This is a genomic window from Microcoleus sp. D2_18a_B4, from assembly GCF_036702475.1.
In the GTDB taxonomy this organism is placed as follows: domain Bacteria; phylum Cyanobacteriota; class Cyanobacteriia; order Cyanobacteriales; family Microcoleaceae; genus Microcoleus.
This window is the reverse complement of the sequence record NZ_JAUBTL010000001.1, coordinates 6031-29474: the sequence shown is the minus strand read 5'-3', so window position 1 is coordinate 29474 and position 23444 is coordinate 6031. Positions and strand designations below refer to the sequence as shown.

The 23444-nt window shown below is 44.6% G+C and carries 26 protein-coding genes; 12 read left to right on the top strand and 14 right to left on the bottom strand.

All coding sequences use genetic code 11. The features are described from left to right. Positions 1–24 precede the first annotated feature (24 nt). Positions 25–1347, top strand: coding sequence for a J domain-containing protein (locus tag QUB04_RS00160; RefSeq protein WP_333279783.1), 1323 nt, complete (start codon positions 25–27; stop codon positions 1345–1347). An 89-nt stretch (positions 1348–1436) separates the two neighbouring features. Here QUB04_RS00160 and QUB04_RS00155 read toward each other — a convergent pair whose 3' ends face one another. From QUB04_RS00155 to QUB04_RS00145, 3 genes are all read right to left on the bottom strand, one after another. Then, positions 1437–3137, bottom strand: coding sequence for an EAL domain-containing protein (locus QUB04_RS00155; protein ID WP_333279782.1), 1701 nt, complete (start codon positions 3135–3137; stop codon positions 1437–1439). Continuing rightward, positions 3137–5509 (bottom strand): PAS domain S-box protein, encoded by a 2373-nt coding sequence (locus QUB04_RS00150; protein ID WP_333279780.1) that lies wholly within the window; start codon positions 5507–5509, stop codon positions 3137–3139. Before QUB04_RS00150 ends, QUB04_RS00155 begins: the two co-directional genes overlap by 1 nt. A gap of 538 nt (positions 5510–6047) precedes the next feature. After that, complete coding sequence (locus QUB04_RS00145; RefSeq protein WP_333279778.1) at positions 6048–7238, bottom strand: WD40 repeat domain-containing protein; 1191 nt, start codon at positions 7236–7238, stop codon at positions 6048–6050. A 263-nt stretch (positions 7239–7501) separates the two neighbouring features. Here QUB04_RS00145 and QUB04_RS00140 point away from each other — a divergent pair, with 263 nt between their 5' ends. The 3 genes from QUB04_RS00140 to QUB04_RS00130 all read left to right on the top strand — a co-directional run bounded on the left by QUB04_RS00140 (position 7502) and on the right by QUB04_RS00130 (position 9255). After that, on the top strand, positions 7502–7876 hold the full coding sequence (locus QUB04_RS00140) for a DUF1257 domain-containing protein (RefSeq protein WP_190743059.1): 375 nt from the start codon (positions 7502–7504) through the stop codon (positions 7874–7876). 46 nt (positions 7877–7922) lie between these two features. Then, positions 7923–8783 carry a DUF6920 family protein gene (locus tag QUB04_RS00135; RefSeq protein ID WP_333279776.1) on the top strand — a complete coding sequence of 287 codons (861 nt, stop codon included), beginning with the start codon at positions 7923–7925 and terminating at the stop codon, positions 8781–8783. A gap of 247 nt (positions 8784–9030) precedes the next feature. Next, entirely contained in the window at positions 9031–9255 is a 225-nt protein-coding gene (locus tag QUB04_RS00130) for a hypothetical protein (RefSeq protein WP_333279774.1), read from the top strand. 44 nt (positions 9256–9299) lie between these two features. Here the strand turns inward: QUB04_RS00130 and QUB04_RS00125 are convergent, their stop codons facing one another. The 3 genes from QUB04_RS00125 to QUB04_RS00115 all read right to left on the bottom strand — a co-directional run bounded on the left by QUB04_RS00125 (position 9300) and on the right by QUB04_RS00115 (position 10353). Continuing rightward, on the bottom strand, positions 9300–9536 hold the full coding sequence (locus tag QUB04_RS00125) for a type II toxin-antitoxin system HicA family toxin (RefSeq protein WP_333279772.1): 237 nt from the start codon (positions 9534–9536) through the stop codon (positions 9300–9302). A 95-nt stretch (positions 9537–9631) separates the two neighbouring features. Continuing rightward, positions 9632–9787, bottom strand: a complete 156-nt coding sequence (locus QUB04_RS00120; protein ID WP_333391067.1) for a type II toxin-antitoxin system HicB family antitoxin — start codon at positions 9785–9787, stop codon at positions 9632–9634. Positions 9788–9840: 53 nt separating this feature from the next. Next, positions 9841–10353: a hypothetical protein gene (locus QUB04_RS00115; RefSeq protein WP_333280185.1), complete on the bottom strand. Its 513-nt coding sequence runs from the start codon at positions 10351–10353 to the stop codon at positions 9841–9843. Between the two features lie 276 nt (positions 10354–10629). Between QUB04_RS00115 and QUB04_RS00110 the strand changes: the two genes are divergently transcribed. From QUB04_RS00110 to QUB04_RS00095, 4 genes are all read left to right on the top strand, one after another. Continuing rightward, positions 10630–11508: an ABC transporter ATP-binding protein gene (locus QUB04_RS00110; protein ID WP_333280183.1), complete on the top strand. Its 879-nt coding sequence runs from the start codon at positions 10630–10632 to the stop codon at positions 11506–11508. Beyond that, the gene (locus QUB04_RS00105; RefSeq protein ID WP_333279770.1) at positions 11505–12281 is read left to right on the top strand and encodes a hypothetical protein; all 777 of its coding nucleotides are present in this window, start codon (positions 11505–11507) and stop codon (positions 12279–12281) included. The genes QUB04_RS00110 and QUB04_RS00105 overlap by 4 nt, the downstream gene beginning before the upstream one ends. Before the next feature lie 37 nt (positions 12282–12318). Beyond that, positions 12319–12711 carry a hypothetical protein gene (locus QUB04_RS00100; protein WP_333279768.1) on the top strand — a complete coding sequence of 131 codons (393 nt, stop codon included), beginning with the start codon at positions 12319–12321 and terminating at the stop codon, positions 12709–12711. A 66-nt stretch (positions 12712–12777) separates the two neighbouring features. Beyond that, a complete protein-coding gene (locus QUB04_RS00095) occupies positions 12778–13065 on the top strand; it encodes a hypothetical protein (protein ID WP_333279764.1) in 288 nt (95 codons plus the stop codon). Here QUB04_RS00095 and QUB04_RS00090 read toward each other — a convergent pair. Next, positions 13062–13376 carry a hypothetical protein gene (locus QUB04_RS00090; protein WP_333279762.1) on the bottom strand — a complete coding sequence of 105 codons (315 nt, stop codon included), beginning with the start codon at positions 13374–13376 and terminating at the stop codon, positions 13062–13064. The two genes, QUB04_RS00095 and QUB04_RS00090, sit on opposite strands and share 4 nt — an antisense overlap. A 418-nt stretch (positions 13377–13794) precedes the next feature. Between QUB04_RS00090 and QUB04_RS00085 the strand changes: the two genes are divergently transcribed. Beyond that, positions 13795–14130, top strand: a complete 336-nt coding sequence (locus QUB04_RS00085; RefSeq protein WP_333279760.1) for a DUF433 domain-containing protein — start codon at positions 13795–13797, stop codon at positions 14128–14130. Then, positions 14127–14474: a DUF5615 family PIN-like protein gene (locus QUB04_RS00080; RefSeq protein ID WP_333052757.1), complete on the top strand. Its 348-nt coding sequence runs from the start codon at positions 14127–14129 to the stop codon at positions 14472–14474. The genes QUB04_RS00085 and QUB04_RS00080 overlap by 4 nt, the downstream gene beginning before the upstream one ends. A gap of 65 nt (positions 14475–14539) precedes the next feature. Here QUB04_RS00080 and ilvA read toward each other — a convergent pair whose 3' ends face one another. Then, positions 14540–16072 (bottom strand): threonine ammonia-lyase, biosynthetic, encoded by a 1533-nt coding sequence (gene ilvA / locus QUB04_RS00075; RefSeq protein ID WP_333280181.1) that lies wholly within the window; start codon positions 16070–16072, stop codon positions 14540–14542. Positions 16073–16367: 295 nt separating this feature from the next. On the opposite strand from ilvA, the gene QUB04_RS00070 reads away from it, so the two are divergent. Beyond that, positions 16368–16922: a GNAT family N-acetyltransferase gene (locus QUB04_RS00070; protein WP_333279758.1), complete on the top strand. Its 555-nt coding sequence runs from the start codon at positions 16368–16370 to the stop codon at positions 16920–16922. A 91-nt stretch (positions 16923–17013) separates the two neighbouring features. On the opposite strand, the gene QUB04_RS00065 is transcribed toward QUB04_RS00070, so the two are convergent. The 6 genes from QUB04_RS00065 to QUB04_RS00040 all read right to left on the bottom strand — a co-directional run bounded on the left by QUB04_RS00065 (position 17014) and on the right by QUB04_RS00040 (position 22045). Next, positions 17014–17583, bottom strand: a complete 570-nt coding sequence (locus tag QUB04_RS00065; RefSeq protein WP_015177425.1) for a hypothetical protein — start codon at positions 17581–17583, stop codon at positions 17014–17016. A gap of 188 nt (positions 17584–17771) precedes the next feature. Continuing rightward, positions 17772–18629, bottom strand: a complete 858-nt coding sequence (locus tag QUB04_RS00060; RefSeq protein ID WP_333279756.1) for a bifunctional class I SAM-dependent methyltransferase/HIT family protein — start codon at positions 18627–18629, stop codon at positions 17772–17774. Between the two features lie 31 nt (positions 18630–18660). Then, positions 18661–19266: a hypothetical protein gene (locus QUB04_RS00055; protein ID WP_333279754.1), complete on the bottom strand. Its 606-nt coding sequence runs from the start codon at positions 19264–19266 to the stop codon at positions 18661–18663. 54 nt (positions 19267–19320) lie between these two features. Beyond that, the gene (locus QUB04_RS00050; RefSeq protein WP_333279752.1) at positions 19321–21018 is read right to left on the bottom strand and encodes an Hsp70 family protein; all 1698 of its coding nucleotides are present in this window, start codon (positions 21016–21018) and stop codon (positions 19321–19323) included. A gap of 20 nt (positions 21019–21038) precedes the next feature. Then, positions 21039–21821 (bottom strand): XRE family transcriptional regulator, encoded by a 783-nt coding sequence (locus tag QUB04_RS00045; protein WP_333279750.1) that lies wholly within the window; start codon positions 21819–21821, stop codon positions 21039–21041. Positions 21822–21832: 11 nt separating this feature from the next. Beyond that, positions 21833–22045 (bottom strand): DUF2997 domain-containing protein, encoded by a 213-nt coding sequence (locus tag QUB04_RS00040; protein ID WP_190662874.1) that lies wholly within the window; start codon positions 22043–22045, stop codon positions 21833–21835. An 82-nt stretch (positions 22046–22127) separates the two neighbouring features. On the opposite strand from QUB04_RS00040, the gene QUB04_RS00035 reads away from it, so the two are divergent. Next, positions 22128–23150, top strand: a complete 1023-nt coding sequence (locus QUB04_RS00035) for a low specificity L-threonine aldolase (protein WP_333279747.1) — start codon at positions 22128–22130, stop codon at positions 23148–23150. Positions 23151–23444: the final 294 nt, after the last annotated feature.

The following is a 23444-nucleotide window of genomic DNA, read 5'->3' as shown; positions in this document are numbered from 1 at the left end:
TTTACAAACACCTGCCCGAAGCCTATGGCTGACATTAATCGATGCTACGAAATCCTCGAAATTGAGCCGGGAAGTTCCCTAGAAGAAATTAAGCGCGCTTACAGGGATTTAGCGTTTGTGTGGCATCCCGATCGGTTTGCCCACAACGATCGCCTGCAACAAAAAGCTCACCAAAGATTAACAGAAATTAATGAAGCTTACCAGGAGTTGGTGTTGTTTTTGAGTCAGCCTGAATCGAGGTCGATCGAAAAACAGTTTCAGCAGCCACCGCCCCCTGCGCCGGAAAAGCCGCTGAGAAGGCGTTCTGCAAAATCAGCGGCCAGGCCTGGTTCCCAGCGCCGTCAAACCCGCCCAAAAGCCGCCTCCAAAAAATTTCTTACTCAAAAAAACTCTTCAAGCAAGAAACGATTTACCACTCACAATAGCCCAGCGTGGCGGGGCACAAAGCAACCAGGGCGAATCGTTGCGAGGAAAGCAGGGCCATCTCAAAACTATCGAAAGCTTACTTCGAGAAGGAAAACAGAATTTTCAACTCAATACTCAAAACCACGAATCCCGCCGAGGGAAGTGCGGCCATCTCAACACTATTCAAGCTTCCCCTGGTGGCCGCTGGCAATCGCTGTGGCGAGTTACGCTTTGACCGGTTGGATTTTGACGAAATCAGCGGCCCCGCTGTGGATGTGGGCTTTAATCTGCGGTGCAGATTGGCTGTGGGCTGCGATTTTGCTGGCGGAGGGTTCGGCAATGCCTAGAGTGTGGCTGGCGGCGTTAGTTTTGGCTGGGGCGGTAGGGGGGTCGATCGCTGGTTTTCAGGCGGGAGGAAGGGTCACAGGGGCTGCTTGGGCAGCAGTTGGGGCTGGTTTGGGGGCGATCGCCAGTTCCGAGGCCCAGTATCGGGCTGTGGCCGCTGTTTTGGCTGTAGGGGGAGTGGTGGCAGTGGTGGGATTGATGGCGGGAACGCATTCTGGGAATTGGGTTAAGGCGTTGGTGGCGGCCGTGTGTTGGGCGATTGTCGGCTTGATGTGCGGGCTGGCGACGGAACTAGGCGTGAATTCTGGCGGCCCCGTCGGGCTCTCTGGTGCGATCGGGCTGGGGATTGGGGCGTGGGCGGGGGTTTTTGCTGGGGCGGGTTCGGGGGATCTCGTCCAAGCTTTGGCTATCGCCGGGTCTAAGACTGTTTATGGGGCTTGGGCTGCGATCGGCATTATTGCTGGAGTTGTGGCGCGGATGGTAGCTGCAGAAAGGTTGAGCCACAACGGCAGCGGGCTTTATACGTTTATCCTGTTGGTGGCTACTTCCGGTTTTGGGCTGTGGCTGGGAAGTTGGTTGGGCGATCGTATCTTTTGAATTAGTCAGTTGGCAGTTGTCAGTTGTCAGTTGTCAGTTGTCAGTTGTCAGTTGTCAGTTGTCAACAGTTAACGGTCAACAGCCAACAGTCAACACTCAACAATTCGGGAGGATTGCAACCGGAATTCATGTAAATCCCAGCACTTATCGCTTTTCAGCAGCGCTTCAAACTCAGCCCTTGGCAAAGCTGGGCTGAAAAGATGGCCTTGAATTTCGTCACATTCGTACTCGCACAAAAAATCAAGTTCTTGCTCATTTTCTACCCCCTCAGCCACCACCGTCATGTTCATGCAGTGTGCCATTTGAATAATCGCTATTGTGATCGCTGCATTTTGGCGATCGTCTGCAATGTTGCGAATAAAACTCTGGTCTATTTTAATCGCATCAAACGGAAAGCGTTTGGGATAACTCAAAGAAGAATATCCCATTCCAAAATCATCAATTGCTATCCTAATCCCCTGCTCTTTCCACACCGTAAAAGCTTTAGCTGCTGCAATTTCGTCTTGCAAAACAAGACTTTCCGTCAGTTCTAATTCCAAACACTTGGGATCGATATCGGTTTCTGTTAATATCTCCCTGACTCTTTCCGTGAAATTTTTGCGCTCGAATTGACGGGCTGACACGTTAACTGCCACTCGTAGGGGCGGTAAACCTGCTCTTTGCCATGTTTTAGTTTGCCTGCAAGCAGTCTCTAATACCCATTCACCCAACGGCGCAATCAAGCCCATTTCTTCAGCCATTGGAATAAATTCCCCAGGAGAAACTCGCCCCCGTTCTGGATGATTCCAGCGGACTAAAGCTTCAGCACCAATAATTTTACCTGTTTTAATTTCTATTTGCGGCTGATAGTATATTTCAAACTCTGAGCTTTTTAAAGCATGGCGCAGCGAAGTTTCTTGAAGAAGTGTATTGATGAAATGATTAGCCTTTTTGGGCGTATAAAAATTATAATTATTCCCGCCTTTCTGCTGAGATTGATACATTGCTATATAAGCATTTTTCAGCATTTCATCTCCGTCGATGCCGTCTCCGGGATACAAGCAGATCCCCATACTAGCCGTGACATAGACTTCGCAATCTTTGATAATCATACCTTGGGATACAATATCTAAAATGTTTTGAGCAATCTTAGCCACATCCTGTTTTTCTGCAACTGGTTTAAGAATCAGCGCGAATTCGGCTGCTTCCAAACGAGCAACAATATTAATGTTTTCCATGCAGTTAGTTAGCCGCTGGGCGATGCTGCAAAGCACCGAGTCGCCGATATCGTGTCCCCAGGTACTGTTAATGCGGTTGATTTTATCTAAGCTAAGCGTGACAACTGGAACGACTCCTGACAATTCTTTTTGACCATCTAATACTCGACTTAACTTTTCTCGCAAAAATGAACGATTCGGCAGGTTGGTTAAGCTGTCATACTGATGTCGGTAGAGTGCCAGTTGAATAGTTGTGTGCAAGTTTTTTTCTTCAAATGGCTTGACAATATAGCCGAACGGTTTTGTACTATTGACTCGTCGCAAAGTAGTTTCATCGGCATAAGCTGTCAGATAAACTACCGGAATTTGAAAGCGCAAGCGAATTTCTTCTGCTGCTGTAATGCCGTCGATTTCTCCTTGCAGATTAACATCCATTAAAACTAAATCCGGGCGGAACTTGGCGGCCGATTCAATCGCTTCTTCTCCAGAATAGACCATGCCAGTTATTCTATATCCTAGAGATATCAAACTGTCGGAAATGTCTTCCGCAATGATGCTCTCGTCTTCAACTATCAGAATTTTTTTGTTTGACACTAATTTTTCTCCTCCGAGTGCAATTTGGGTTGACAAAAGGTTATTCTAAAAGTCGTGCCCGCAGTTTCTAACAGTTCTATTTCCCCTCGGATTTGCTTGACTAAAGACCCGACAAGTCGCAAACCCAAGGTTCGGGCTTTGCGATAATCTAAGTCTTGAGGAAAACCAATTCCGCTGTCGCTCACGGTTAGCACGCAAACTCTGTTATTATCTAAAGTGAAATCTATGTTAATTTTACCTTTAACTTGTCCTTTAAAGGCATATTTGAGGGCGTTTGTCACCAGCTCGTTGATAATTAACCCGCAGGGAACGGCCGTATCAATATTGAGAGAACACGGCGCAATATTTGTTTGCAAGTTGACGCCTTCTGCATGATTTTCATAAGCTTGGAATAAATTGTGGCCGAGATTTTGGATATATTCAGCAAAGTCAATGTTTGACAAGTCTTTGGATTGATACAATTGTTCGTGAACCAGGGCCATTGATCTGACTCGGTTTTGACTTTCTTTTAACATTTCACTAACGTGGCTGTCTTGGATGTAGCGTGACTGAAGTTTGAGCAAACTGGAAATAACTTGGAGGTTGTTTTTGACGCGGTGGTGAATTTCTTTGAGGAGAACTTCTTTTTCTGCGAGGGATGCTTTGATGCCATCTTCGTCGCGCTTGCGATCTGTAATATCCCGCACTACTGCTTGAATTACTTTTCGTCCGTTAATTTCCATTGCATTTAACAGCACTTCAGCGGGAAATTCTGAACCATCGAGTCGTTTTTGTACCCAGTCAAAGCGACAGCTACCTGTTTGCATTGCTGTCGATATTCTCTGTATTGCTAGACTGGATGAGTCTTGTCCGCTAGGCTGAAATTGTGGGGAAAAGTCGCTCAGTTTCTTGCCGTAAAATTCTTTGGTGTTGCTACAGCCAAATATTTTTAAGGTAGCGGGGTTGCAGTCAAAAAATTCCTTTTCGTCAAGCAACATTACTGCGTCGCTGGTGGCTTCATAAAGGCTACGAAATTTGTGTTCTGATTCTTGCAGCGAGCAGATCAATTGGTTTTTGAGAGCTTCTGCACGCTTGCGGTCGGTAATGTCTATTCCTACAGAAACTGCTGCGGTTCCCTGATGATATTTCTGAGCTACTATCAAATAGTTGCGGACGAAACCGTTAATTTCTATTTCTATTTCTTGGCAGGTTTGCTGAGATGAACTGTTAAAAAAAATTCGGATCAGTTCTCCGAAAGTCGAGCCTTTGTCGAGAAAGTTGATTTCTTGACCGACAAAGCTTTCAGGAGACAGGTTGAATGAGGTTGCTAAGTGCTGGTTGACTCCAATATACCGCAAATCGGAACTGATCCAAGAAATCAGTCCGGGTACGGCATCCAAGACGGCGCGAAGTTGGTCTGTAGCTTCTTGGAGTGCTTGTTCCGATCGCTTGCGATCGCTAATATCTGTCGCCGTTCCGCACAAGCCTAAAATAGCGCCGTTTTCAGCTTGGTTGACGATGCTGTTGACGCGCAGGTGGACGGGAGTACCGTCTTTGCGAAGGTGTACTGTTTCGTAAGGAGAATTAGCGCTTTGTGGCTGAATTTTGGTTTTTGCTAAAAGTTGGGCAAATATTTCTCTTGGTCTATTTTCTTGATCGGGAACTAAAAAATCGGTGAAGCGCCGTCCGATCATTTCTGGCGGTTCGTAACCGTAGATGCGTTTGGCGGCGGAATTGACAAATGTCAAGAGGCCTTCAATATCGATCGACCAAATCAATTCTTGGGAGGTTTCTACGAGGTTGCGGTACTTTTTTTCGCTTTCGGCAAGTGCTGCATTGAAGACTGCCGTTTGCTGCTGAAGTCTGTCTTCTAATTCTTGATTTGCGGTTTCCAGAGTGGCGATGGACTGCTCGCGCTCGGTAATTTCAGTAGAAACACCAACTGCCCCAACCACTTCGCCGTTTCCATCTCGCAGGGCTGCCGATCGAATTTCGTGAATACAATGCCCCTGTCGGGCATTCCAAGTGCGATCGTTTCCTGCTATTACCTCAGCAATATTTTCTAAGATATCTGGCTGGCTGCTGTAAACTTCACCAATCGACAGCCCGACAGTTGCACCGGGTTTGAGTCCCAAATTTTCTAATCCTTTCCCTGCTGCAAGGGTTAACTTGCCGTCTCTGTCTGTTGCCCACAGGAAAACGGGGGCACAACGGACGGCGGCCTGAAGGGTTTCGTTGGCTTGTTTGAGCCGATCGATTTCTGCGTGAAGCAGATCCTGGGTGGTGTTTAATTCTACCCTTAGTCGATCGGCTTTTTGCTGCCAACTGGCAGCAGTGTCGCACATTTCTGGGAGATTGCGGGAACGACAGATGGATTGGTTGCAGTGTGACATGGTTACTCTAGGGCGCACTGTATATTTAACCTCAGCCTATCTTTTAAGCATAAACTTTTTAAGTCAAATATTACAATTAGCAGGAATACTCCTCCGACCAAGATGCGATATATTAAAGCTACTTTAAAGGATTCAGAAATTGAGGCTCGCTCAGGCTTTCCGGCGACTGTTCACAAATTGATAATAAGCTGAATAAGGCCGATTCGTCGGTATTTATACGGTCACTATTTGTAGTAATGCAAAAAGAAGTTCCGCAATCCTCGGCTTGCACAAGAAGTGGATTGTAAATTTATTATATTTGTTTGCGTAGATTCACGCACCGAGGAATCTAGAATCGGGAAAATAGAAATATAGGCAGCGCCTGAATGGTTAGGAGGTACTTAATTTGTGAAAATCATGAAGTCGATTCCCTCTTCTTTCTGCCTTCTGCCTTCTGCCCTATGCCCTATGCCCTATGCCCTATGCCCTATGCCCTATGCCCTATGCCCTATTTCTTCCATCCGCTACATCTTGTACAGTGATCGTTGCCGAACTTCCTTCAATTAATTCCCCAAATTTTGACAGTTTTGTCTAAGCTGCCACTGATAATAGTTTCACCATCGCTGCTAAAAGTAAGACAAGTAACAGAGTTTTGATGTCCGTTGAGAGTGTGAATATTTTCGCCCGTACTGGCATTCCAAAATTTGATATTACCATCGGCACTAGCACTGACAACAGTGAGTCCGTCGGGACTAAAGGCGATCGCATTTATCGAGTTAAAATGCCCTGCCAAAGTGATGGAACTATCTGGATTCGATAGCTGTCGCAGTTGAATATTTCTGTCCCAGCCGCCAGTAGCCAAAGTCTGCCCGTCTGGGCTGAAAGCCAGACAATTCGAGTAACCCTTAATTGTTTGGGAGCATTCTCTGCTGCGGAGGTTCCACAGTTTAATTGTACCGTCAGAACTGCTGCTAGCAAGAGTTTGTGCGATCGGGCTAAAAGCAAGACTAACAATTCCTGCTTTATGAGCTCCCCAAGTTAAAAGACTGCCAAAAGTACAGATTAACTTTCCCGTCTCTAAATTCCAAATTTTGATTGTAGTATCTGCCGAACCTGTGGCGATAACTTGACTGTCTGGACTGATAACAATTGCGCTAATTTCCCCTTCATGTCCGAGGGAATTATGCCGCAATTCTCCTCCTTGCCAAATTTCGATCGCACGATGTTTCGGAGTATTTCTGCTTCTCACAAAAACTTCGCTTTCTTGGCAAAGGACAAAAGTTTCTTGAGCGCGGGGATACTTGTCAACAGTATAGAGTATTTCTCCTGTATCTACATCGCAAATTCTAATTATTTTCCCGTGCAAACTCGCCGTGCGATCGCCTCCGGGACTAATCGCAACATTTGTCCCAGTTTTCACACTGCGGATGCAGTCAAAAAGCTTGTAAGGCACGAAGTCTTTTAAAGCTTGGCGCACTAGAGGTTCTGTCCTCGATCGCAAAATTAAATAAGCAACTCGCTGCACTTCTGCTGCGGGGTCAAGCAGCGCGTCAATTGCTAAATTTAAGCCAGCGCCTCCGTATTTAGGAGCGTCTTTAACAGCGGCAATCCGAGCCTCGATACTAGGACTGTTGAAGCGCTGCTTGACTCCGGCGATGCCTCCCAAAACAGCGGCGGCGATCGGGATTTGACTTTGGCCGCCGAGGACGGCATCATATTCTCTGGGCTGGTTAGAATTGTCGGCCATCATACGATTTTAGATTTTAGATTTTGGATTTTAGATTTGAAGAATTGGAGGATTGAAGAAAGCGAACTCACGCACGGATAAATCGGGGCAATTGTTATCGGATACTATGTTTTTAATTTCTGCACAGATGAATCCGGGGGCTTGTACCCTGGCTGCTTTCTGTGACGCTAAAACCGGGTTTAAGAGCACAATTTCTAACTTCTTGACTCTTGCTGTTTATGCTATTATAATCAAATCAGCGTTTTACACAAAAATCCGAAAGTGATATGTCACACTTCACAACTATCAAGGTTCAGATCAAGAACGGCGAACTGCTGCATCAAGTGTTGGAAGAGTTGGGTTATCAAGTAGAGTCCAATGTGCAGGTACGGGGTTATCGGGGTGACAAAACTAATGCCGAGTACGTGATTCGGCAATCCAATGGTTACGATTTGGGTTTTCGCCGCAGCGGAGAGGATTACGAATTGGTGGCGGATTTTTGGGGCGCTCGAATTAATCAGCAGGAATTTATCAATTCAATTAGTCAAAAATACGCGCGGAAAAGTTTGATGGCGGCGGTGCAGTCAGAGGGTTTTCATGTTGAAGAAGAGGAAACTTTGGCAGATGGAACGCTGAGAGTTGTAGTGGGCCGATGGGTTTAAGACTCGCCCTGGATTAACTCGTTTTTAGGTATCAAGAGGAATCACCATGTGGCGATCGCCGATCGTACTAATTATCCTGGCGCTTGTAGTTGGCATTGTTGGGGCGATCGCCCTTGGAGCATACCGCTGGCATCTCGGTACCAAGGAACTGCGAGCCAATCTGGAAGCTGCACGAAGGCCGATTAAACCTCTCACATTTGATGCGCGGGAAATCGCCGATTTACCCCAGCCCGTGCAGCGCTACTTTCGCGCGGTGATCGAGGATGGACAACCGTTAATTGCAGCAGCGCGGGTTTCCCACGAAGGCACATTTAACATGAGCGAAACCGCAGAAAAATGGAGTGCCTTCACCTCAACTCAACTCGTAATTACTCAGCGCCCTGGCTTTGACTGGGACGGGCGAATTGCCATGATGCCCGGTATCAATGCGTTTGTTCATGATGCCTACATTTCTGGCGAAGGCATCCTCCATGCGGCGCTGCTTGGGCTGGTGACTCTGGCGGATATCCGCGGCACTCCAGAAGCGGCACTTGGGGAACTGATGCGCTTTTTCGCGGAGGCGGCTTGGTATCCGACGAGACTGCTGCCGAGTCAGGGTGTTCGCTGGGAGGCTCTTGACAATTCTTCGGCCAGAGCAACGCTACAGGATGGCGACACCGCTGTTTCCCTGGATTTCCGCTTTGATGAAGCAGGGCTAATCGCCACTGTCCGCGCCGAGGCCCGCGCCCGTACAGTTAACGGGGGGCTGCTGTTTGCGCCCTGGCAAGGCCGTTTCTGGGACTACGAATTGCGAGACGCTATGCGGATTCCGCTCTCCGGTGAGGTGGCGTGGCAACTGCCTGATGGCTCGCTATTTCCCTACTGGCGCGGCCGCATCACGAATGTTGCCTATGAGTTTGCACGATGATTCTATAGCAATCCTAAATGATTCAGATAAATTTGTAGGGGTAGTGCCCCCGTGCCTACCCCCTATCTATCGGGCAACCACGGGGAGTAGGGGTCGGATTGCCCCTACAATAATTATGCAAATGATTTAGGATTGCTATAGTTTGTGTTGTCGGTTGCGTCTGAGATTTTCTCCCCTCTTTCATGGGAACAATTTGATCGTTGGAGTACACAGGTAAACGGCTATTAGCAAAAAAAGTTAATTACCCATGAACATTTCAGAACTCAAGACAGCAGTAAGGGAACTTCCAGAAAATGAACTCGCAGAGTTTCTCGAATGGCTTGATGAGTTCCAAGCAGCTCTCGCCGATCGCCAGTGGATCGAGGGTGTACGAGTTAAGATAGATGCTGCTGTTGCCATGTCCGAACATACTCCACCGATTGATGGCGAAACCTTTATTGCAGGGATTTGCGATAAACGTTTCCCAAAATAGCTTGGAGGCTGGGTTATTACTTTCATCGCAAGATGGAGGCAATTTTATTCTTCTTCTTCATCGAAGAAATCAGATTCATTCGCCGCCTTCTTGTCACTATTTGACTCTTCAACTGTGCTGGTATTTTGATGGATATTTTCCAATAAATCCGCCTGTTTTAACAAGTGTCTGAGTAATCCAACTTTTAAAGATTTATTACCGTGAATTGGCACGGAAATTCGGATTGAGCTTCCCGCTTTCCCTAGATGTGGTGACTGCCTTGAACTCTTAATAATATCCACTCATTACGTTCTAGCAGCTTTGCTAACTCTTTGCCAGACATGGAGTTCATATCGCAATCTCCATAATTTTGTCTCGCTCATTTGTCTCGATGGATTCAATATCTACACGCTTGGCAACCTTCGATTGCTTCATAGAGGTTTTGCAGCAGTTCCTCGAAGGTTTCTCCCTCTGTTGCACAACCAGGAATAGCAGGAACTTCTGCCCAGTATCCGCCTTCTTCTGCTTCGTGAATGATAATTTTGATTTTCAATTGATTCTCCTAATTTATTCTCAAAATTTCCCTCTTCATTACTGTAGCAGACTTTACTCCTCCAAGTCCACCTGTTTAACCTGCTCTAAAGGTATATCTAGCGCTTCTGCAATTTGCTCATCGCTCAAGCCAAACTGCCGTAATTTATCAATTGTTTCAATCTTAGTTTGATTTTTGCTTTCCTCCTGCAAGTCGGGAGTTTCCGGCTGACTTTCATCTGGGGTAGGAGTAGAGGGATTAGGGCAATTATTGACGTAGCTAATTCTGTTATTTTGAAAATTATTATTTTTGCCAAGATTTATATTCTGATTTATCTGCCTTTCTAGGACGGATTCAAGATTACTTTTTTTAACGGGTTCCCCAAACACTTCAGATAACATTTGCAAAAGCTCGTGGCTGGCTTTCTTAACGTGCTGGGAACTATAACCATAAGTTTCTGCAACGTCAGCATATTTTTTATTTTTCAGTATTCCCGCGATAATCTTCCGCTGCAAGTTGTTTAGATGTTTGCCTGTCTTGGCGCAGACAGCTTCATCGACAAATTGCAATATCTGAGGACTGTCCATAGGTGGGATGGTGAGATAGGTATGGTTACTATACCAAACTTTTTCCAACTTTTTCCAACTTTTTGGGCCTCGCATCCGAATTTTAGGAAGTTCCCACTTTTTCCAACTTTTTTGGCTTTACAGGGTTGGTGCGATCGGTCTACTGTAGGAACAGTGTTTTAATATTCAATCTCAAATTGTAACTCTGTAAGTCGCCCAAAAATCTGCTACTTCACCATTTTGTAGGATTTGGGTAGAGTCTGTGAGCAATATACATTTAGCGAGTAAACAGTATTGATGCAACCAAATTTTTTGACTGACTCACCTCTAAGCCAACAGCCATTATTTGAGTTAAAAAATGTTACATTTAGCTATGCTAACAGCCAGAATCAGCTTTTAGATAATGTTTCATTAAGCTTGTTTCCGGGTGAGAATATTGGTCTGATTGGAGAAAATGGCTGCGGTAAATCTACAATTATCAAACTATTGCTAGGATTATGCTTTCCTAACAACGGAACAGTAAATTTATTTGGAAGGAAAGTTTTATGGGGCAATAATTATCCCCAGCTAGGCTACATAGGTGATCCCTCTTATTACCCTGGAGAGTTAGGCTTGCCAACGGGGATTTTAGTTAAAGAGCTTGTGCAAATTTTTAAGTCTCTATGCCAGCCAGAAAAGGAGCTAAAAGACTTATCTTACCGGGAAATTGAAGAACGGCTACAGATTCCTAGCTTTTATGAATCTGATGTTAGCAAGCTATCCAAAGGACAACGGATTAGACTGATGGCATTTTTAGCTTTGGCTAAGAAACCACAGTTATTAATTGCAGATGAAGCAACAGAAGGATTAGACAAAGAAGGTAAAAAAATTGTATTGTCAGAAGTTCAACGACTTGCTAATTGTCATCAAGCAGGGATTTTATGGATTTCTCATCGGCGGGATGAAGTCGCTAGGTTAACCGATAAAGTTTATGAGCTATTTCAAGGTAAATTACATGAACAAGAGCGCCAAGGTTTTGATTGTCAAATAGAGACTGATTCTATTAACGCCGAGGCTCAAAAATATTTTAATCTCTCAAAAGATGGGGCTTTTCAAGCTTTGGAAGAAATCTTTACAGATTCATCAATCCATAAATTCCAGATGACAGGGCTTCTCCCAAAGAGGGAAAACTTATGATTAATTTAAACAAGGCATGGGTGATAGTTAAGCCAGAAATTATAAAATTGCTCAACTCATATCATTGGCTAATTTTATTAGGAGTAGGAATAATTATTGCCACACTACCTTTTGGCTGGTATCAAGAACAACTAACATTTTTTAATATCCCTTTAGAGGGATATCAAGGAGCCAGAGAAACAGTCTATATAAATCTTCTCCATGAATTGTTTTCATGGGCTTGGATTTGTATAGCCTTTTATCTATTTTCTGGGTTACTGTTACCCTTGGGAGATAGTTTTTCAGTAAGCCACTTACTCTGGCTGCGGCTTACTCCTTGCTCTCCTTGGGAGATTGCTGCTGCTAGAGCAATTAGGGTAATTGCTTATGGAGTTTGGCTTGGTGCTTTAGCGCTAATTTGGGTGTTAGTAACTTCCCTATATCATCATATTTACCCTGCCAATTTACTTTTAGATGTTTTGGGTTTAGTTAGTTATATCATATTCGCCGGAGGTATGATTGCACTCTTAGATTTTGACCTAGCATTTGACTACTTTTCAAAAATGGTAATCGCCGTTGTTGCTTTATTTTTTCCGTCTCTGCTAGACTTGGTAAAATTAGGTATAGATAGCTTAATAGATGCTCAATATGCTAGATTTTTTCCTTTCACGCATCCCTTTGCTAGAGTTACGTCAGAGAATTTATATCATTTTGGAGTAGCAGGTCTTTTAGGCTTGTTTTTCCTCGGCTTCCATATATTCAGTAAACTGAAATATCGAACAGTAAAAAACTAGGCTATTGAGATAATCACAGTACAAGGAGCTAATTATCATGCAATACAAAAAACAGAGAAAAACAAGTTGGTGGCTCATCCTTCTATTTATCCCTCTGCTAGTTGGGTGTAACCCTGTTACTACTGAACTGTTCTTAAAATTAGAGGTTTATGTAGGAGATGCTTTACTTAGAACAGTAGTTGGACCAACGATAGAAATTATTTTTGACAAAGTAATCTCTTATATATCACCTCATGTCAAACCTTATCCTGATAATCCCTTGAGAGGACGCTATACTGGTGATTTAATCTTCAAAAAAGAGAGTCCAAATTGTAAAGATGCCCATACAGAAAAACAACCTGAAATGGTGAGGGAATCACTTAAGGATCAATGGAAGACGATACCCCAAGTTCAAGATAGAACGAAGCATTTTTTTGAGGATAATTGTTAAACCCCACAAATTAATGACAATTTCTATCCAATTCCACATAATTTAATCAAACAGGAGGCAATAAACATGAAAAAGAGGCTTTTAAAAATTCTTAGTGTAGGATTTATGGTTTTGAGTGTCTTTTTTTTCGCATTTGGCTTGATAAAGTTAGCTCGCGCCCAAGAACCACCAAAAGCTCCAACTATAGAAAGTGGGATTCCTGGTGTTGAAGTAGTTCAGCCTTTGCCAATAAATACTAATCAGGCTCAATATATTATTGTCAGTTCTCTAGCCACTCTAGGGTTAGGAGTTGCGGGGTTTGTAGTTTCTTCGAGAATAACTGAAGCGAGTCAAAATGGAGAAGCACAAGACTAGGCAGAAATAATCGCGGGTATCCAACGTGGGCTAATCGCCTCTCTCTCGGCTTCTAAATCCGACAATAAATCAGTCAAACTCACATTTTCATTTTCCATAATCGTTGCCATCCGCTCGATTAGTTGGGGAGCTTGAGGTTGTTTGGGAGCAACTACAATTAGATTACCTATTTGGAGTAGCACCAGCATATCTCCCTGATTAACATTGAGAGAATCTTGTAATAACTGGGGAATGCTAATTTCCCCTCCCTGTCCTAGAATAATCGGGAATTGTTTAATTTCTACATCCGTTTCTTGTGAAGTTATTGTCACGACTTTAACCTCAGCCTTTAGTGTTAAGTTTCTAAGACTTTTTATTATAGCAATTTTTGGGCATTTTTTGCCAAGCTCCCCTGGAAGTTGCAATTACTACGTTAACCTGCTACCGTTAACATAGACGCATCGTAGGAAAACAACCGATCGCACTAACAGAATTACTCTCTATCATTAGACAACTATCTGCGATCGAGAAACGAGAGTTAATCCGCATTCTAATGGCGGAAGAGGATATCAGTGATGAACAGGTGTGGAAGGATCAATTTGAAGCGACAACAGACGCTCAGTGGGATAGTCTAGCTGAGATAGTACGTCAGGAAATCGCTGCTGGCGATATTACCCCTCTAACTGAAATTTTCCCTCAAAGTCATATCGACCTTCTGATACAATTAAGACAGCGAACGTTGAGGTTGCCATGACATTAGTAGTTGTAGCTGAACCTGCACCCCTGCAAACTAATGCTGACGGTGTGGTGCGAGTGGGTAAAACTCGCGTGACTTTGGATACCGTGATTGCAGTGTTTAAGCAGGGAAGTACAGCAGAGGAAATAGTTTATCGTTATCCGTCACTGAGGTTGGCAGATGTGTATGCCGCGATCGCTTTTTACCTCAATCACCAGCAGGAAGTCGAAACGTATTTGCAGCAAAGACAGCAACAAGCACAAGAGATTCGCAAAATGAATGAGGCAAGGTTTGATCCGCAGGGATTGCGTGACAGATTGCTGGCCCGCAAGGCAGAGAAATCGGCATGAAATTCCTAGCTGATGAAAACTTTGACAATACAATTGTTAGAGGTTTGATGCGTCGCAAATCAGACATTGACATTGTGCGCGTCCAAGACGTTGGCTTATCCGGTGAAGATGACCCAACAGTGCTGGAATGGGCGGCCGAAGAAGATCGGATATTACTAACCCATGATGTTGCTACGATTACCCGCTATGCCTATGAACGTATGGCGGCAGGTAAGTCAATGCCAGGAGTTTTTGAAATTACCTTCGATGCACCCATTGGTCGAGTTATTGAGGATATTCTAATCCTTCTGGAGTGCAGTCTTGAGGGAGAATTGGCAGGACAAATTCAGTATCTTCCTTTATGATGAGTTGCAACCGTTTAATTTAGCTTTGCCGCACTAAAAGCCCGATCGCCCTTTCCCAAAAAACCCTACCTCAAAAACAACTTATAAGCCGGATTCTGACTCTCATCCCCATACTGATAGCCCAGCGTATCCAAAAAAGCCTGCCACTCCTGCATCTCATCGGGCGGGACTTGAATTCCCACCACAATTCGCCCGTAATCTGCGCCATTATTTCGATAGTGAAAAACGCTGATATTCCAGTTAGGGCTCATCGAACCGACAAACTTCATCAACGCACCCGGACGTTCGGGAAATTCAAAGCGATAAAACAATTCATGATTGGCCAGCATCGAACGCCCGCCCACCATATGCCGCACGTGCAATTTCGTTAATTCATCATCAGTTAAATCCAAAGTCTTGAAGCCACAACCTTCAAAACTTGCCGCTATCTTCACCGCATCGGCCCGGTTTTGAATTTGTACACCGATAAAAATATGTGCCTCTTTCTCATCCGCAATTCGATAGCTAAATTCAGTTAAATTGCGCTTTCCAAGACATTCGCAAAACTTGCGGAGACTGCCAGCTTGTTCGGGAATTGTGACTGCAAAAATGGCTTCGCGACGTTCACCAAACTCGGCTCTTTCTGCTACAAAACGCAGCCGATCGAAATTCATGTTCGCGCCGCAAGCAACAGCAATTAATGTTTCTCCTGCGATTTGTTCCCGTTCCACGTAAGCTTTCGCACCTGCGATCGCCAAAGCGCCAGCAGGTTCTAAGATCGATCGCGTATCTTCAAAAACATCCTTAATCGCCGCGCAAACATCATCCGTATGCACCAAAATAATCTCATCCACATACTCCTGACACAACCGAAAAGTTTCCTCCCCAACTTCCCGCACAGCAACGCCGTCAGCAAATAAACCCACCTGCGACAAACGCACCCGTTTACCGGCTTTCAGCGATTGATTCATTGCATCGGAATCCACTGGTTCGACGCCAATAATCTTAATTTCCGGCCGCAACCGCTTGACATAAGCCCCAATTCCCGAAATCAATCCACCGCCACCAATTGCCACAAAAATCGCGTGAATTGGTTTTTGATGTTGCCGCAGAATTTCCATGCCGATCGTACCCTGTCCAGCAATCACGTAGGGGTCATCAAAAGGGTGAATAAAAGTCATACCTTTTTGGGCCTCTAATTGGCGCGCAAAAGCGTAAGCATCATCGTAAGCATCCCCATGCAAGACTACCTCTCCACCACGGGCTATCACCGCATTTACCTTCACCTGCGGCGTCGTTACGGGCATGACTATGATCGCGCGAGTTCCCAGGTGGCGGGCGGCGAGGGCGACTCCTTGGGCGTGGTTGCCGGCGGAAGCTGCAATGACACCTTGTGCTAGCAAATCCGGCGACAGTTGCGCCATTTTGTTGTACGCACCCCGCAGCTTGAAGGAAAACACCGACTGCATATCCTCTCGCTTCAGCAAAAGTTTATTGTTGAGCCGTGCTGATAGATTCGGGGCTACTTCTAGGGCTGTTTCTTGAGCAACATCGTAGACGCGGGCGGTGAGGATTTGTACCAGGTAATCGCAAAGCATGGGGTTAGCAGGTTGGTTGATGCCGGATGGTGGGATAATTGTAGGGCACTTGTGTTAGTATTTTGCGGGTAATTGGCGATCGCAAGTTTTCAATAATAACTTTTCGCTTTGGAACATAAGGAGCCTGAAGACTATGAATAATAATTCGTTTTTGCCGTTTCCCCGGTTAGAAAATCCGGTTTGTGAGCGGTATTATAGCAGTTCTCAATAAAATGAGGTATGCCCTATGCCCTATGCCCTATGCCCTAGATCCGAGAGAACCTCATCTTACTGAGAAAGGCTATAGTCCGTAATCCTTGATTTAGTATGTAAATTCATGAACGTACAAATTACAGATTTGCGTGCGGTTGACGAGACCAAAATTCAACAGGTAGCTAAATTAATAGTTGAAGGTTTTAAAGAGCATTGGCCCGATGCTTGGCCCGATCTAAAATCTTCTTTGCAAGAAGTGCAAGAATCTTTGGCAGCCGATCGCATCAGTCGAATTGCTGTCGGCGACAGCAATCAAGTTTTGGGATGGATTGGTGGGATTAAACAGTATGACGGTAATGTTTGGGAACTGCACCCGCTGGTAGTGAGAACAGAATTTCGCGGACAAGGAATTGGTCGATCGCTCGTAGCTGATTTGGCAGCAGAAGCTAAAAACCGGGGAGGGCTAGTGCTGTGGGTGGGTACCGACGACGAAGACAATCAAACCACTCTTTCAGGCATCAATCTTTATCCTAACGTTTGGGAACACATCGCCAAAATTAGAAATTTGCGCGGTCATCCCTACGAATTTTATCAAAAAATGGGTTTTGCGATCGTGGGAGTAATGCCCGACGCGAACGGAATTGGCAAGCCAGATATTTTCATGGCAAAGCGGTTGTAAAGTTTAATGTAGGTTCTAAATTTACTAACTGGTAGCTTGCCAATCCAACACTTAGCAAAAATAGTGGTTGAAAGTTTCCCAGAAAATCGGTCTAGTCTGGACGTGCGAACCCCGTTCGAGGGTCACTAATAAACAAACCCAGAACTAACGAATCCATCACCGTATCCCAGACAGGAGTCAAACGTTCAGCATCGTCAACCCAGTAATCAAAAGTAATCAAACACTGAACATTAGAACCCAATCCAATACAGATTCGCGAATAAGCTTCCCGCTGTTCTGGAGGGTCGATAAACTTAAATTCAGTCCAAACAACGCGGGCAGTTTGCCGCTTCAATTGGATAATTTCCCCAAAAGCGATCGGATTTCGGGTATCATCTTCAACCACCTTCTGTAATAGCGGCACCAGCGGAAAATCTGCCCAGTTATTAGGTGGTAGCAAATTAAACGAAACCTCCAAACGACAATCATCATCCGGCGGCTTTTTATCCGTAAATCGGAACGAATTAGTATCCGGTTCAAAATGCCAATCTTCCGGGACATCAAAGCGGACTGCACCTCTTCCTGCTACAAAAATTCGAGTTCCCGGCTTTGACTTCCAATTATGGTTTTCTTTGAGTTCTAGAGTTTCCTTGAGCCATTCTTGCTTTTTGCGCTTAGACATAAACAGAACACCAAATTGCTGCTAATGTGTAGTTTTAGACCTTGCAAACACATTTTAACTCTATTTGGCTCGCCCTTCGCTCAAATATAACAATCCTTACAAAAATTATGAATTCCTCTCTTCTCTATTCCTCTGTGTTCTCTGCGCCTCTGCGGTAAAAAAGAATTCCTTTCACAATTAGCTAACTTTTATTTTTCACTCTTGGGAATCACATACCTAATTCCGCCTTTATTCCCAGCCGCATCGCCATTGTAACGGGGGATAACATGAATAGCCGCGTGACTGCGACTTTGACCAGCCTGTTTATTAATATTGATTCCCACATTAAAACCGTCTGGCTGAAACTCTTTACTTAACATTTCTTGCACCTTATTAGCCATAAACCAGCAAGCCGATTGCTCTCGAAACGGCAGTTCAAAATAATTAGCAACGTGACGCTTGGGGATGATTAAAACATGACCTTTGCTGGCGGGATAACCGTCAAACATCGCATAAGCTGTTGCTGATTCAGTTAGCAAAGTTAGGTTTTTATACGGATTGCAGAATATGCAGTTATTAGTAGAATTTCTTTGATGGTTGTAATGCACGTATTTGTAAATTTCGCAAGACTCATCTAGGTGAACTGGCTTAAATGGAAGTTTGACGATGCACTGATATGTAGGTTTTTTGTGGACATAATGTTCTCGAAAGCCTTCTTTTTTGATATCCCTTCTCACCGCAAAATACGCATTCCCTCCCGGTTTCAATAGGTGCGACACTTCCATCAGAACATTAGCTTGTTCTTCAGGAAACAAAACATTCAAAACATAAAAGCAAATGATTGTGTCGAATTTATCTTCGGGGAATTCCGGGAAATAATAAGGGTCATAACCCGTAATATCGAAGCCTTTTTGCTGCAACAATCTAACATCGCTGCCCAAGCCGCACCCAAAATCTAAAACTTTGCCTTGCAGCAAGTTTTTATCCAATAAAAATCTTGCCGGAAAGGACAGGGAAATTCTTTCCATTGCCGTCAGGTGGCTGAATTTATTTTGTTGCTTTTTCATGGCGGCATAAATTTGATTTCAATCGTTGTTTTTAGTTTTTGCGTAAAGGTTTTGTTAAAATCCCGAGAATTTTGTCAACTTCGTTAATATAATAATCATTCAAGTCAATAAAAGCTGTTTGATTTACCAATTTGAGAAACTTCCAAGCATTTCCCGTGGTAACACCTCCGTAAATCGCCTCAATTTCATCATTTTGCTGTTGATTGAATCGCTGGGCTCCCAACATTTCAGCAATACACTGTCCTAATCCGTTTTTGATGTTTTCATTTTTGGCTTCTACTAAGGTGACAACTGGTGTTCGGATTTCGTACAAATCGCTGGATGCGGTGAGGATATAATCGCAGTACCCGTTAAGTCCACTTTCTGGGTCTGCATTAAATTCAGTGCCGGAAAAAAAGCCGATTTGGAAGTTTAAAATGCGCCGTACTTCTAATAATACGGGAGCAATAATTAACTCGGATCGAGCTTTTTCAGTATTGATAGCATTGGCGAGAGGGATATATTCTGCTAGGGTTGTTTTGAGATATTCGCTAGGTGCAATTGATTCTACATCTGCAAACAAAACTGTTTTTTCATTAACAGTGAGGTTAAATGCTGCACGCACTTTGGTGATGGTAGTAAATTCACTATATGACATTTTTAAAGTCCTTAAATTAAATAAAAATTAGCGATGATACTTGAGATTTTACCATTATTGCAGTTTGGCGATCGCCCCTTTTTCCACCAACACCTTACCAGTCACCAAATCCCGCACCGTCGCCAACAAAACCCGCTTCTCATCCACCTCAAAACTCACCGAAACCCTGTCAATTCCCAATACCCCAGGCGGATTCAAATGCGCTACGCAAACCTGCTGGTGGTGGCTTTCCAGAGAGCGAAAATCTGTTGTTTTGTTGAGCAAGCTGCTCATCATTTGCCCTTTTTCGTTAAAAATAACCTCTGCTTGTGATACCTCCGCAACTTCCCCAATATCTAACCGAATTTCCCTTTGCCCTTCAATTGCCACTTGCAGCGTCAACTCTTCGGAACTTTGACAGGGATACTTCATTTCCTTGCTAAATATCGGCGAATAAGCATAAGCTTTAGCATAAGGTTCCCAGAGGCGAATTGCATAGCTGTGGCGCAAATAATCGTCAACACTCGCTAATTGTGTCAACGCTAAAGCACCGTGCGCCACGGCTTCAAACGGCTTGTCTCTTTGGACTTTTTGCCGCCCAAAATACGAAACCACTAAATTAGATACAGCCGGAATTAAAGAAGTTCCTCCTACCAGCAAAACCTGTTCGATATCTGCTTTACCGATACCTTTTCCCTGTGCAATAATCAGCACTTCATCTAAACTTTCCCGCAACTGTTCTAACAACTGCCTAGATTCCAGAATTTCCTCAAGCTTGTCTCGGTTTAGCTGCAACTCGTAAGACATAAATTTTTCATCGTCAAACCAACTTTCCTTAGCCTCATTAACTTGAGAAAGTTGAATTTTTAATTTTTCCGCTATTTCTAATAAATTTTGCCAGCCAACTGGGCCGACTTCTGCCCGCGACGAACCAATTTGCCGCAAATAATCTTCGACAATCCAGATGTCAATATCTTCGCCGCCTACATAAGCATCGGATTTTGCCAACACTTCGGCACGCACCCCCCCCAGCCCCCCCTTGTCAAGGGGGGGAGCAAGATTTCTCTCCCCCTGGTTAAGGGGGGAAGCGAGCTTTTTCTCCCCCTGGTTAAGGGGGGGAGCGAGATTTCTCCCCCCCTTGGTAAGGGGGGGTAAGGGGGGGGTTACAGCGGTACGAACTAAACTTAAATCTAAAGTTCCGCCGCCAAAATCAACTACTAAAACTAGAGAGCCGGGGCGTTTTACTGCATATCCCAGGGCGGCGGCTGTGGATTCATCTATTACCTGAACTTCCGCAACTCCCAAACTTTCTCCTAAGTCGCGAAACCAATCTAGATATCGCTCAAATGCTCCAACGGGGACTGTAAAAATTACTTTTTCTGCCTGTACATTTTGTATATATAACTGTTTCCAAATACTTGTGATAAACTGTTCTGCTACTGATTCGGGTGTGTAGGTTTCGCCCTCGATATTGCGGGGTGGCGGTTGAAAGTCAGCAGCTAAATTGCGTTTAAAAGCTTTGAAAAAACGGTCGGGCTGGGATTGTCCCAAACGCTGTGATCGCACTTTTTCTCCCAACACCAACTCTCCGGCCTTGTTCACAAAGACTAAAGTCGGCACTACAGAGATTTCTCGCACATCTCCTGTCGAATTCTTCGTTTTAAAAATGCGGGACATCTCGCCCAATCTCAAAGTTTCTGGTGTTTGCGTATCCGGGTTAAGAATGCAGACAACCGTATTGCTGGTGCCGAAGTCAATGGCAACTGTAGTCATGTTGATTTAAAATTTAAAATTTAATTTTTCATTCCCGCTGGCAGGGTGCGACTAACTTTAGCAGGAGTAAGAATTCGTTCTCCCTCCCGATAGCCGACAAACCGAATATAAACTAATTCTCCTTCTCTTATATCCTCAACATCCGGCTGGTGCAACTGCGGATTGTAAGCAGTTTGTTCCCACGCAGAACCGATTGTTTGAAAATCCCAGCTTGATAACAGGTTTTCTAAGGGAGTAAACAAAGCTGAGAGATTTTTGGCTGGCATATCCGGCTTGGCTTCTGCCATTTTGCGGGCGGCGGGATAGTTGGTTAACAAAGTTTGCAACTGTTCAAAGGTAGCGCGGCGAAAATCGGCAGTTAGTTGAGCTTTTTGCTGCTGCAATTCTTCTCGCAGCCGGAAACACTGCTGCCTTAATTCTTCAATTTCGGTGGGATTAGTTGTGATTGTAGCCGATATTGGCAGCGCGCTCAAAGTGCGATCGAACTCTTGAAAATTCAAATTCAGCACTGTTGCCAGCCGCCTCAGTTGGTTTACCGTGAGTTTTCCCACGTCTCCCTGCCGCACTAAACGTACCCCGTAGCGACTTAAGCCTGCTTTTTCGCCTAAGTCTTGCCAATCGAGAATGTCTAGCTGATTCATGCGTTCCCGCAGAATTGTATCGTACTTAAACTCGATCGCATCTCCCGCCTCAGATGCAGCATAAAGGTACACTAAAATTAGAAAAATGCCCCCGATAGCCAGCGCGAAGCTGAAGGCAGGCACTGTTGTTACATCAACTGTTGCACCGAGGAGATAGAACATTGTTAATTTTTCTAAACTTGTTTTAAAGTCTGCGTTTGTTCAACGGTCAAGTTTTCTTCGCCTTGATAGTATTCTGGCAGCAAGTCTTGAGATTCTACTTTTCCGAGGGCTTTTTCAATTCCGGCGGTGGTTTCGGTGCAACTAGAACCGGTGGCGTTGAGGACGGTTTCGGTAATTTTGCCGTCTTTGCCGATGCGGTATTCTATTTGGCGGTATTCGGCCATAATTCTTCCTCTTGGTTTAATGCGTGAGTGTTGACTGTTGAGTGTTGAGTTATATTATAGATTCTATTTACCAATTATTCTAATGAATTTTTGTAGCGACAATGCAACCGGGGTTTCGCCGGAGATTATGGCGGCGATTGCAGCGGCTAATTGCGGTGCTGTGATGTCTTACGGAGATGATGAATATACACAGCGTTTGCAAGTTAAATTTTCGGATTTGTTCGAGACATCGGTGACTGTTTTTCCGGTAGCAACCGGTTCTGCTGCTAATGCTCTGGCCCTGGCGGTTGTTACTCCTCCTTACGGCGCTGTTTACTGTCATGCGGAATCTCATATTAATCTAGATGAATGCGGCGCGCCGGAGTTTTTTACAGGCGGTGCAAAGTTAGTTACAGTAACAGGAAATCATGGTAAAATAGAGGCAGAGACTTTAGGAAAAATACTCGATCGCGCGGGTGCAGGTGTCGTCCATCACGTACAGCCTGCAGCCGTCAGCATCACTCAAGCAACAGAAGCCGGCACAGTCTACAATCCAGCGGAAATTTCCCACATTTCGGAAGTAGTTCGCGCTCACAATTTGCACCTGCACATGGATGGAGCTCGCTTTGCCAATTCTGTCGCGAGTCTAGGCTGTTCTCCTGCTGATGTCACTTGGCGAGCCGGCGTAGATATTCTCTCGTTTGGAGCAACAAAAAACGGCGCAATGGCTGCGGAAGCTGTGGTATTTTTTAATCAAGAATTAGCAAAGACTTTCCCTTTTTACCGCAAGCGCAGCGGGCATCTTTTCTCAAAAATGCGGTTTTTGTCGGCGCAGTTGGAAGCGTATATAACGGATGATTTGTGGCTGAAGAATGCGGCTCATGCAAATAATATGGCAGCAAAATTAGCCGAAGGTTTGGCGGGAGTTGAGGGAGCGAAGTTTTGCCATCGAGTTGAAGCCAACGAGATTTTTATTCAACTTCCCGAATCGGTAATTACAGCGGTTTTAGCTGAGGGCTTTCTGTTTTATCGGTGGGATGAATGTACTGTTAGACTGGTAACGGCTTTTAATACTTTGGAAGCGGATGTTATTGCTTTCGTGGAAGCGGTTAAACGACATCAATGATTAAAATGTAGGGGCGGGTTTTACAAATAATACCGGCCAGCTATGAACAATCTAAGAAACCCGCCCCCACCTCACAAATAATCCACATCAACCTTGATTTATATATTAAATGCAAAAAATAGGCGCGGGGATTTCTCGTTGGGTGGGGGCGGGTTTGAGAGATTGTTGGTTATTTACAATTATTGTTTGTGAAACCCGCCCCTACATTTTAAATGCGAAAAATAGGCGCGGGGATTTCTCGTTGGGTGGGGGCGGGTTTGAGAGATTGTTGGTTATTTACAATTATTGTTTGTG

Coding starts and splice junctions, on each gene's coding strand:
- QUB04_RS00105 (WP_333279770.1), top strand. CDS start 11,505: ATGATTAATTTAAACAAGGCATGGGTGATAGTTAAGCCAGAAATTATA.
- QUB04_RS00100 (WP_333279768.1), top strand. CDS start 12,319: ATGCAATACAAAAAACAGAGAAAAACAAGTTGGTGGCTCATCCTTCTA.
- QUB04_RS00140 (WP_190743059.1), top strand. CDS start 7,502: ATGTCACACTTCACAACTATCAAGGTTCAGATCAAGAACGGCGAACTG.
- QUB04_RS00055 (WP_333279754.1), bottom strand. CDS start 19,266: ATGTCATATAGTGAATTTACTACCATCACCAAAGTGCGTGCAGCATTT.
- QUB04_RS00110 (WP_333280183.1), top strand. CDS start 10,630: ATGCAACCAAATTTTTTGACTGACTCACCTCTAAGCCAACAGCCATTA.
- QUB04_RS00050 (WP_333279752.1), bottom strand. CDS start 21,018: ATGACTACAGTTGCCATTGACTTCGGCACCAGCAATACGGTTGTCTGC.
- QUB04_RS00085 (WP_333279760.1), top strand. CDS start 13,795: ATGACATTAGTAGTTGTAGCTGAACCTGCACCCCTGCAAACTAATGCT.
- QUB04_RS00045 (WP_333279750.1), bottom strand. CDS start 21,821: ATGTTCTATCTCCTCGGTGCAACAGTTGATGTAACAACAGTGCCTGCC.
- QUB04_RS00145 (WP_333279778.1), bottom strand. CDS start 7,238: ATGATGGCCGACAATTCTAACCAGCCCAGAGAATATGATGCCGTCCTC.
- QUB04_RS00095 (WP_333279764.1), top strand. CDS start 12,778: ATGAAAAAGAGGCTTTTAAAAATTCTTAGTGTAGGATTTATGGTTTTG.
- QUB04_RS00035 (WP_333279747.1), top strand. CDS start 22,128: ATGAATTTTTGTAGCGACAATGCAACCGGGGTTTCGCCGGAGATTATG.
- QUB04_RS00130 (WP_333279774.1), top strand. CDS start 9,031: ATGAACATTTCAGAACTCAAGACAGCAGTAAGGGAACTTCCAGAAAAT.
- QUB04_RS00065 (WP_015177425.1), bottom strand. CDS start 17,583: ATGTCTAAGCGCAAAAAGCAAGAATGGCTCAAGGAAACTCTAGAACTC.
- QUB04_RS00080 (WP_333052757.1), top strand. CDS start 14,127: ATGAAATTCCTAGCTGATGAAAACTTTGACAATACAATTGTTAGAGGT.
- QUB04_RS00060 (WP_333279756.1), bottom strand. CDS start 18,629: ATGAAAAAGCAACAAAATAAATTCAGCCACCTGACGGCAATGGAAAGA.
- QUB04_RS00040 (WP_190662874.1), bottom strand. CDS start 22,045: ATGGCCGAATACCGCCAAATAGAATACCGCATCGGCAAAGACGGCAAA.
- QUB04_RS00135 (WP_333279776.1), top strand. CDS start 7,923: ATGTGGCGATCGCCGATCGTACTAATTATCCTGGCGCTTGTAGTTGGC.
- QUB04_RS00070 (WP_333279758.1), top strand. CDS start 16,368: ATGAACGTACAAATTACAGATTTGCGTGCGGTTGACGAGACCAAAATT.
- QUB04_RS00160 (WP_333279783.1), top strand. CDS start 25: ATGGCTGACATTAATCGATGCTACGAAATCCTCGAAATTGAGCCGGGA.
- QUB04_RS00115 (WP_333280185.1), bottom strand. CDS start 10,353: ATGGACAGTCCTCAGATATTGCAATTTGTCGATGAAGCTGTCTGCGCC.
- QUB04_RS00150 (WP_333279780.1), bottom strand. CDS start 5,509: ATGTCACACTGCAACCAATCCATCTGTCGTTCCCGCAATCTCCCAGAA.